At 74.3% G+C, this 9,345-nt stretch carries 10 protein-coding genes; 3 read left to right on the forward strand and 7 right to left on the reverse strand.

Annotated elements, in window-relative coordinates; all coding sequences use genetic code 11:
* Window positions 1-668 precede the first annotated feature (668 nt).
* The 3 genes from DEF28_RS12125 to DEF28_RS12135 are packed head-to-tail and all read left to right on the forward strand — an operon-like array spanning window position 669 to window position 2,979.
* On the forward strand, window positions 669-1,298 hold the full coding sequence (locus DEF28_RS12125; protein WP_114397110.1) for a hypothetical protein: 630 nt from the start codon (window positions 669-671) through the stop codon (window positions 1,296-1,298).
* Window positions 1,286-2,098 (forward strand): hypothetical protein, encoded by an 813-nt coding sequence (locus DEF28_RS12130; RefSeq protein WP_114397111.1) that lies wholly within the window; start codon window positions 1,286-1,288, stop codon window positions 2,096-2,098. The genes DEF28_RS12125 and DEF28_RS12130 overlap by 13 nt, the downstream gene beginning before the upstream one ends.
* Window positions 2,099-2,103: 5 nt before the next feature.
* Window positions 2,104-2,979: an ATP-binding cassette domain-containing protein gene (locus tag DEF28_RS12135; RefSeq protein WP_114397112.1), complete on the forward strand. Its 876-nt coding sequence runs from the start codon at window positions 2,104-2,106 to the stop codon at window positions 2,977-2,979.
* A 42-nt stretch (window positions 2,980-3,021) separates the two neighbouring features.
* Here DEF28_RS12135 and DEF28_RS12140 read toward each other — a convergent pair whose 3' ends face one another.
* The 7 genes from DEF28_RS12140 to DEF28_RS12170 all read right to left on the reverse strand — a co-directional run bounded on the left by DEF28_RS12140 (window position 3,022) and on the right by DEF28_RS12170 (window position 9,219).
* Window positions 3,022-3,423 (reverse strand): ABC transporter permease, encoded by a 402-nt coding sequence (locus tag DEF28_RS12140; RefSeq protein ID WP_114397113.1) that lies wholly within the window; start codon window positions 3,421-3,423, stop codon window positions 3,022-3,024.
* Between the two features lie 39 nt (window positions 3,424-3,462).
* Entirely contained in the window at window positions 3,463-4,068 is a 606-nt protein-coding gene (locus DEF28_RS12145; protein ID WP_114397114.1) for a PadR family transcriptional regulator, read from the reverse strand.
* A gap of 251 nt (window positions 4,069-4,319) precedes the next feature.
* Complete coding sequence (locus tag DEF28_RS12150) at window positions 4,320-5,078, reverse strand: TetR/AcrR family transcriptional regulator (RefSeq protein WP_114397115.1); 759 nt, start codon at window positions 5,076-5,078, stop codon at window positions 4,320-4,322.
* 388 nt (window positions 5,079-5,466) lie between these two features.
* Window positions 5,467-6,528 (reverse strand): aspartate-semialdehyde dehydrogenase, encoded by a 1,062-nt coding sequence (locus DEF28_RS12155; protein WP_114397116.1) that lies wholly within the window; start codon window positions 6,526-6,528, stop codon window positions 5,467-5,469.
* Window positions 6,525-7,796, reverse strand: coding sequence for an aspartate kinase (locus DEF28_RS12160; protein WP_114397117.1), 1,272 nt, complete (start codon window positions 7,794-7,796; stop codon window positions 6,525-6,527). Before DEF28_RS12160 ends, DEF28_RS12155 begins: the two co-directional genes overlap by 4 nt.
* A 310-nt stretch (window positions 7,797-8,106) precedes the next feature.
* The gene (gene recR, locus DEF28_RS12165; RefSeq protein ID WP_114397118.1) at window positions 8,107-8,706 is read right to left on the reverse strand and encodes a recombination mediator RecR; all 600 of its coding nucleotides are present in this window, start codon (window positions 8,704-8,706) and stop codon (window positions 8,107-8,109) included.
* Between the two features lie 171 nt (window positions 8,707-8,877).
* Entirely contained in the window at window positions 8,878-9,219 is a 342-nt protein-coding gene (locus DEF28_RS12170) for a YbaB/EbfC family nucleoid-associated protein (protein ID WP_220269992.1), read from the reverse strand.
* Window positions 9,220-9,345: the final 126 nt, after the last annotated feature.

A 9,345-nucleotide genomic window follows, 5' to 3' on the forward strand; every position in this document is an offset into this window, starting at 1 on the left:
GGTCCCCGGCTCGACGCGGCACGGGTGCGGCGCCCATGAGCGGCCGCCCGCCGACCCGGGGATCCGTCCGGTGCGCCCCGGCCGGACCCGCGGGGACTGGCGGCTGCCGCCGACAACGGCGGACGTCTCCGGGCCCGGCCGAGCCGGGAGGACCGCTCGGCTGTGGTGCGCGTCTGGACAGCACCCGGTCCCGGGACCGCCGGATGGCCGTCGGCCGCGCGCCGCGACCCCGGGCCGGCCGCCCGCGCACGGCGTACCCTCGGTGCGGCCCTCGGGCCATGCGGCCGTCCGGGCACAGCCGCCCGCCGGCCCGGTGCTCCCGGCCGCCCGCCTTCATGCCCTCCGGACGCCGCGTACGGTCGCCCCGGCACCGGGTTGGCTCTGCCCCGGCGGACCGCCCCGCTCGCCGGCCTCCCGCCCCGACGCGGCGCTACTCCGGACCGGCGCGGCGCGTACGCGGGCCTCGGCGGCACCGCCGCTCCGTGTCCTCGCGACCGGATCCGCCGTGGTCGGCGGCGTTCTCCTCGGCGGGTCGACCGCGCCGTGCGGCCTCGTGAGCGGTTCGGCCGCACGCCGGCTCCCCGCCCGGTCCCCTGGGCCCCGGCCGGTGCCCGCGGCCCCAGGGGACCGGAGTGAACCGCCCGCCGCCGAGCCGCTACGTACCTGACGTGAAAGAGATCCACCTGCATGAGATCCGTCGATGCGGCCCGGCCGCCATCGTCCTGCCGCTGCTGGGCGCGTTCGTCGCGGTTGCGGCGGTCGGCGCCGCGTCAACGCGGGGCCCCGGGCCGGCTGGCTGGGCGGTGGCGGGCGCGACCGCCGGGTTGCCGCTGCTCGCGGGGGCGGCGGTGGTGAGCGTGCTCGACCGGGAGCGCTCGTTCGAACTGCTCGCCGGCACTCCCGTCCCGGTCCCCACCACCATGCGCCGCAGGTTGGCGGTCGTCGCCGGCTGCGTGACCGCGGGTGCGCTGGCGGTCGCCTCCGCGGCGTCGGCGGCGGGCGCGGTCGGCGGCCCGGCCGCGGCCGTCCTACTGCTGCCCGCCATGCTGGCGCCCGCTCTGCTGGTCGGCGGCACGGCGGCCTGGGCGTGGACGCGCCGGCGGTCGGCGGCGCCGGCCTCCGGGGCGGCGGTGGCGGTGTGGCTGGGCCATACCGCGTGGTGGGCGCCCAGTGTGCCGGACGGGCTGGCCTGGGCGGTGGCCGCGGCGGTCGGAGCCGTCCTGCTCCGGTCCGGTGCGCGCGCGATCGCCGACATGGAGCGGCTGCCGCCGGGAGGTGCCGGCTCATGGCGCGGCTGATGGCACACCACCTCGGCGCAGCGGTCGCGACGGCGGCGGCGACCGCGCGCTGCGAGGCGCGCATGGCACTGCGCGGCCGGGCGCTCTGGCTCGCGGCGGTCCCCGTCACGCTGCTGGGGCTCCTGGTCTCGGTCACCCCGCTGACCGGCGGGATGCCGGCCCGGCTCACCGCCGGCGAGGCGGCCTCCTCCCTCGTGCTGCTGCTGCCGATCGGGGTCGGCGTCGCGTTCGCGGACCGGTTCCGGCGCAGCCGCGGTACCGGTATCGCCGAACTGCTGGCCGCCACTCCGCTGAGCACCGGAGGGTGGCTGCTCGGCACGTTCGCGGGCGCCCTGGCGGTCGCGCTGGTGCCGCTCGCGGTCCTCACCACCGTGCTGGCGGTACTGGTCGCGGTCCGCACGGGCGACCCCGCAGGGCTGGTGTGGACACCGCTCGCCGTCGCCGCCGTCCCGCTGCCCGGCTGCCTGTGGGCGGCGGCGCTCTCGGCGACCCTGGGACTGCTGCTCCCGGTGCCTGCGAGCCGGGTGCTGGTGGTCCCGCTCTGGCTCTGGGCCACCGTATGGAACTTCACGCTGCTGTGGGTGCCGACCCCGACCGGCACGCTGCTGGCGCCCTCCGGGGAGTATCCGGCCGCCGCCTGGTTCGGCGTCCACCCGCCATGGGCCGGCGCGGGCCAGGTCGCCGGGCTGAGCCCCGGCCCCGGCGGCACCCCCGCGGCCCTGCTCTGGCTCGGCTGCACACTGGCGGCGGTCGCGGTGCTGCTGCTCTGCTCCCGCCTGATCCTCGTCTGGAAGAGGTAACCGAGGTGGACGTCACCATCACGGATCTGACCAAGACCTTCGGCGGCCAGCCGGCGCTCGACGCGGTGAACCTCGCGTTCGGCGGCGGCATGCTCGGCCTGCTGGGGCCCAACGGAGCGGGCAAGACGACGCTGATGCGGCTGCTCACCGGTGTCCTGCGCCCGACCTCGGGACGCGTCGTGGTAGGCGGGCACGACCTGGCCGAGCGGTCCGGCCGCACGGCGGTCAAGCGGATGCTGGGATACCTGCCGCAGCACCTGGAGCTGTACCCGGACCTGACGGCGCGCGAGTTCCTCGACTACATCGGACTGCTCAAGGGGATGGCGGACCGGCGGGTCCGGCGGGCGCGGGCGGCGGAGCTGCTGGAGGAGGTGGGGATGTCCGCCGCCGCCGGACGCCGGCTGGGCGGCCTGTCGGGCGGCATGCGGCGCCGGGTGGGGATCGCGCAGGCGCTGATGGGCGACCCGCGTCTGATCGTGGTCGACGAGCCCACGGCCGGGCTCGACCCAGAGGAACGCATGCGGTTCCGGTCCCTGCTCGCCGGGCTCGGTGAGCGGCGCACCGTGCTGCTCTCGACGCACATCCTCGACGACGTGGCGCAGACCTGCCCGGACGTGGCGGTGCTCGCGGCCGGCCGGGTCGTCTACCACGGCCCCACGAGCGGCCTCACCGGGGCCGCCGAGGGGCGCACCTACCAGGTCGACACCGCGGGCCCGCAGCCCGCGGGCGACCTCACGATCGCCAACGCGGTCGCGATCGCCGGCGGTATGCGCTACCGGGTGGTCGCCGAAACCGCCCCGCCGGACGGACTCCCGGTCGCCCCGGTGCTGGAGGACGGGTACGCCGCCGTGATGCGCGACGCGCGCGGCCGGAGGAGGTGAGCCGCCGACCGCGCAACCGTCCCACCGGTAGCCGGAGACCGGTCAAGCGGCGAGGGAGCGCATCGAGCGCATCCCACCCGCGACCGCGGCTCCGGCCACCGCGGTTGCCACGAGGAAGGCGACCGGCACCGCCCCGCTCGCGAGCTGCCCGCCGAGCAGCGCGCGCTCGGCCTCGACGACGTAGCTGAGCGGGTTCGCCCGCGAGAGCGCGTACAGCCGGGTCGGCGCCATGTCCATGGGCAGCAGCACGCCCGAGAGCAGCATCAGCGGCATGCTGATGCCCTGGAGCACCCCTGCGAAGACGTGGTTCTGCTTGGTGGCAATCGCCAGCACGTACGACAGCGTCCCGATCCCGGTTCCCAGGATGACGAGCAGCAGCCCGAGGGCGAGGCCGACCGGCGGCACCCGCAGCCCCAGCGGGACGGAGGCGGCGATGATCAGCACCGACTGGACCCCGCGGCCGCGATCCGCGGCCCGGGCGCTTCAGTCCACGCCGGCGTCCGGGACCTCGGCCGGAGCACCGAAGGTGGCGCCCGCCTCGCCGGCCATCACGTACGTGCCCGCCTCCAGCCGCTCGATGAGCCGCCGGGTCCACGCGGCGCCGCCCTGTGTCGTGTCGACCCACAGCCCGTGCAGCTCCCGGACGTGCGCCGGGGCCCCCGAGAGGCCCGGGCGCTCCAGGAGCGCGGACAGGCGGTCGAGAGCCGCCTCCAGCTCGGCCAGCCGCCGGCGCAGCAGCCGCACGGCCTCGCGCCGGGTCAGCGCCGGCAGCAGCGTCAGACCGGCGCCGAGGACGTCGGGCCGGTGGTCGGCGCTGCCGAGTGCGTCGCGCAGCAGGCGCATGAACTCTGCCTCGCCGTCCTCCGTCAGCTCGTAGACGGTGCGGGCCGGCGCGGAGTCCCCGGGCTCCGCGGTGGCGCTGAGCTTGCCTTCCTTGGTCAGCTGCTTCAGCGCGTGGTAGATGGAGCCCCACTTGACGTTGGCCCACTGCTCGGTGCCCCAGGAGAGGAGCTCGCGGCCCACCCGGTAGCCGTGTGCCCGCCCGTGCATGCGCACCACGCCGAGGACCAGCAGCCGCGTCGCCGACATCGTCTCCCCTACTCCGCTCCGCTGTTCGCAACCGCTTGGCCGTCCCGCCCGGCGGGACGGCCCGTTCCCGGGCCACCGGGCTCCGGAATCCGCATCGGCCTCCCGCACCGGGCGGAGGCGCGGCGGATCGCCCACGCCGGGCCGAAACGGTCTGTCCCGACCCTAGAGCCTGCGCGGTCGACAGGTCCTCAAGCGGGCGCCGCACGCACCCACGCCGCCGCGATCCGGTGACCGGTCACCGCGGCCACCGGTCATCGGGGACCGCCCGAGCGGGAGCGGACCAGCGTCTCGACACCGTCCAGCAGCCGCTGCAGCCCGAACTCGAAGTCGTCGCCGGGCTCCTCGTAGACGCCGGAGGTCCAGAACCGGGTCAGAGTGGGAAAGCGCCGCGGGTCGATCAGCTTGTCGAGCAGCGGAGCTCGCTCCGTCAGCCACCGCTCGTCGGCGACGCCGGTGCGCTGCTCGACCTGGGCCGCCTCGACCGACGCGCGGGCGACGCCGCGCACATACCCGTCCACCGCGTTGAGCAGGGCGACGACCTCGCGGTCGGTGAGCCCCACTCCGGCCAGCGCGCTCAGCGCCGACTCGGTCCGCGCGACGTCGTTCGGCCCGAAGACCGGATGGCTGGTCGCCACCTGCAGCACCCACGGGTGCCGGTGGTAGCGCGCCCACGCCGCCCGGGCCCACGCCTCCGCCTTGGCCCGCCAGTCCCCGGGGACGTCGCTGAGCGACGGCGACTCGCCGGCGACCGCGTCCAGCATGAGGTCGATCAGCTCCGACTTCCCCGGCACGTAGGTGTAGAGCGACATCGTGCCGACCCCGAGCCGCCGCGCGACCCGCCGCATGGAGAGCGCCGCGAGCCCCTCGCCGTCCGCCAACTCGATCGCCGCCGCCACGATCCGTTCGACGGTCAGCCGCGGTTTCGGCCCGCGACTGGGCTGCTCGCGGGTCCCCCACAGCAGCTCCATGCTCCGCACCGGGTCACCGCTGCCGCTGTACTCCGTCGTCATACCGCTATTCTGGCCCGCCCGAAAATCCGGTACGCCGTACCGTATAGTGCCGGAATTACTCCGTACGGCATACTAAGTTCGAGCACGGCGCCGATTCCGGCGCGTGAGTCACTCCCAGCACGTCGGCGCCGCGGCGGTGCGGGTTCCCGTACACCCCGCCTCCGGCGCGCGTCCCCCACCATCCGGCGACTCGGCGACGGACACGACCGCGGCACACGCCGCCCGCCTGTCCGTCCGACCCCCGCCGCGGCCACGGCCGCCGCACCGGTCGGGCGGCTACGGCGTCCCCGGGAGGACGGATCCCGGGGACGCCGCCCCGCATACGACACGGTGGCCCTTCCCGGGGGGGGGAAGGACCACCGTGTCGGCGGAAGCGGGCCGGAGCCGGTCAGGAGCCGGTGAACTCCCGGGCGACGACCTCGGCGATCTGGGCCGTGTTCAGGGCCGCCCCCTTGCGCAGGTTGTCACCGCACAGGAACAGGTCGAGCGACCTCGGGTCGTCGATCGAGCGGCGGATCCGACCGACCCAGGTGGGGTCGGTCCCCACGACGTCGGCCGGCGTGGGGAACTCGGCGTTGGCCGGGTCGTCCTGCACCACCACGCCCGGCGCGGCCGCGAGCAGCTCCCGCGCGGCGGACGCGTCCACCTCGCGCTCGAACGTGGCGTGCACCGCGAGCGCGTGCGTGGTGATCACCGGCACCCGCACGCAGGTGGCGGAGACCCGCAGGTCCGGCAGCCCGAGGATCTTGCGGGACTCGTTGCGGACCTTGAGCTCCTCCGACGACCACCCGCCGTCCTTGAGCGACCCCGCCCACGGCACCACGTTCATGGCCAGCGGCGCGGGGAAGGGGCCCAGCTCGCCGACCGCGGCACGGACGTCGCCCGCCCGCTCACCGAGCGTGCGGTCGCCGGCGGCCTTCTCGATCTGGTCGCGGAGCGTGTCGATGCCCTCCTGCCCGGCGCCCGAGGCGGCCTGGTAGGAGGCGACCACGAGCTCGCTGAGGCCGTACTCGCGGTGCAGCGCGCCGAGGGCGACGATCATCGACAGCGTGGTGCAGTTCGGGTTGCTGATGATGCCGCGGGGCCGGTCACGGGTCTTCTCCGCGTTGACCTCGGGCACCACCAGGGGTACGTCGGGGTCCATGCGGAACGCGCCGGAGTTGTCGACGGCGACCGCGCCGTGCGCGGCCGCTATGGGCGCCCACTCCTTCGAGACCTCGTCGGGCACGTCGAACATGGCGACGTCCACGCCGTCGAAGACCTCGGGGGCCAGCGCCTGGACCTCGACCTCCTCGCCGCGGACGGTGAGCCGCCGGCCCGCGGAACGCGGCGACGCCACCAGGCGGATCTCACCCCACACGTTCTCGCGGGTGGAGAGGATGTCCAGCATGACGGTGCCCACGGCGCCGGTCGCGCCGACGACGGCCAGAGTGGGGAGACGGTCGCTCATCGTCCGGTACCTCCGTACACGACGGCCTCGACCTGGTCGGCGTCGAGCTCGAATTCGCTGTGCGCCGCGGCGACGGCGGCGTCCACCTCGTCCTGCGAGACGATGACCGAGAGGCGGATCTCCGAGGTGGAGATCATCTCGATGTTGATTCCGTTGCGGGCGATGGCGTCGAAGAACCGCGCGGTGACACCCGGGTAGGACCGCATGCCGGCGCCTACCAGGGACACCTTGCCGATCTGGTCGTCGTAGCGCAGCGCCTCGAAGCCCACCTTGTCCTGGACCTTCTTCAGCGCGGCCAGCGCGGTCTGCCCGGAGTCGGCCGGCAGGGTGAAGGAGATGTCGGTCCGGGCGGTGGAGGCCGCCGACACGTTCTGCACGATCATGTCGATGTTGATCTCGGCCTCGGCGAGGACCTTGAAGATCGTCGCGGCCTCACCGACCCGGTCCGGCACCCCCACGACGGTGATCTTGGCCTCGCTCCGGTCGTGCGCGACACCGGAGATGATCGGTTGTTCCATGCCTTCGGTTTCCTCAACTTCCGAGACGACCCAGGTTCCGGGCTTCTGACTGAACGACGAGCGGACGTGCAGCGGGATGTTGTACCGCCGCGCGTACTCCACGCAGCGCAAGTGCAGGATCTTCGTGCCGCAGGCCGCCAGCTCCAGCATCTCCTCGTAGGAGATCTTGGGGATGCGCCGGGCGGAGGGCACGATCCGCGGGTCGGCGGTGAAGACGCCGTCGACGTCGCTGTAGATCTCGCAGGCGTCGGCGTCCAGCGCCGCGGCGAGCGCCACGGCCGTGGTGTCGGAGCCGCCGCGGCCGAGCGTGGTGATGTCCTTGCTGTCCTGGGACACCCCCTGGAACCCGGCGACGATGCAGATGGCGCCGTCATCCAGCGCCTCGCGGATGCGTCCGGGCGTGACATCGATGATCTTGGCGTTGCCGTGCAGGGAGGTGGTGATGACTCCCGCCTGCGAGCCCGTGAACGAGCGTGCCTCGTAGCCGAGGTTGCCGACGGCCATCGCGACCAGTGCCATGGACATCCGCTCGCCGGCGGTCAGCAGCATGTCGAGCTCGCGCCCGGGGGGCAGCGGCGTGACCTGCTCGGCGAGGTCGAGGAGTTCGTCCGTGGTGTCGCCCATGGCCGACACGACCACGACGACGTCGTATCCCGCCTTTTTCTGGGCGACGATCCGTTGGGCTACCCGCTTGATGGCTTCCGCGTCGGCGACGGAAGACCCACCGTACTTCTGCACGATTAGAGCCACGGTCGGCGCTCCTGAGGATGTGGGATCAAGGTAATCAACCAGAAGTGTAGCGATTCGGTTTCGACGGCAGCCGCGCCACCTGCGGCGAAGGCCACCGGAGCGGATGCTTACCCCAGACGGCCGCGAATACCCAGAACCACCCGAAATCGGGTGCCCAGCACGCCGAACGCCCCGTGGTCAGGGAACGTGTCGGCGCTGAGGACGGGTCCGGAGACGACCGGCGAGCGCCCGCGGTGGACCGCCCCGCCCCGCGGTCGCCGTGCCAGGCGCCCGCCACCTCGGGGCGGGCCCGGCTACGCCCGGGCCGCCGTCAGAGCTCCAGGCTGCGGCGCCCCTCGAAAGCGCGGCCCAGCGTGACCTCGTCGGCGTACTCCAGGTCGCCGCCGACGGGGAGCCCGCTGGCGAGGCGGGTGACCTTCAGGCCCATGGGTTTGACCAGGCGGGCCAGGTAGGTGGCGGTGGCCTCGCCCTCCAGGTTCGGGTCCGTGGCCAGGATGAGCTCGGTGATCTGGCCGTCGGAGAGCCGCGCCATGAGTTCGCGGATGCGCAGGTCGTCGGGGCCGACGCCCTCGATGGGGCTGATGGCACCGCCCAGGACGTGGTAGCGGCCGCGGAACTCGCGGGTCCGCTCGATCGCCACGACGTCCTTGGACTCCTCGACCACGCAGATGACGGCGGCGTCCCGCCGGGGGTCACGGCAGATGCGGCACTGCTCCTCCTCCGCGACGTTGCCGCAGACCGAGCAGAAGCGCACGCGCTCCTTCACCTCGACGAGGGCGTGCACCAGCCGTTTGACGTCGGCGGTCTCGGCCGCGAGCAGGTGGAAGGCGATGCGTTGCGCGCTTTTCGGACCGACGCCGGGGAGCCGCCCGAGCTCGTCGATCAGATTCTGGACCGCACCCTCGTACATCGCCTACCTACTCGCTGTATCTCTCGTCACCTCCACCGTAGTGGAGCGAGCCCGGCGGCCGGTCCGCACGGCGTCCGCCGCCGGGCGGCACCACCGGGTCCGGCCCCGCCGGACCTCGGCGGGCGCGCCGGGGACCGGGGCACGCGCCGCGGACCGTTCCGCGGGCCGGGCCTAGAAGCCCGGCAGGCCGGGCATCCCGCCGGGGCCGCCGCCCAGGCCCTCCGCCAGCGGGCCCATCTTGTCCTGCTGGAGCTTCTCGACCTCGCGCTCGGCGTCGCGGATGGCCGCGATCACCAGGTCGGCGATCGTCTGCGCGCTGTCCGACAGGTCGTCGGGGTCGATGGCCTTGGGGTCGATCGCGACGTCGACGACCTGGCCGCGCCCGCTCACCGTCGCCGAGACCAGCCCGCCGCCCGAGGTGCCGGTCACCTTCGCCTCGTCCAGCTCCTGCTGGGCCGCGAGCAGCTGCTGCTGCATCTGCTGCGCCTGCTGCAGGATCGCCTGCATGTCCATTCCACCGCCAGGGTTCATGGCGCCTCTCCTTGCCCGTGACTACGGCACTCCGTGCTGTCGAGCGTAGTCGGTCGCGGTGCGGGCCCCCCACCGGCGGCTCGGGCCGCCGGTGGGGGGCCCGCACCG

Source organism: Marinitenerispora sediminis (assembly GCF_003336425.1).
GTDB classification, from domain to species: Bacteria; Actinomycetota; Actinomycetes; order Streptosporangiales; family Streptosporangiaceae; genus Marinitenerispora; species Marinitenerispora sediminis.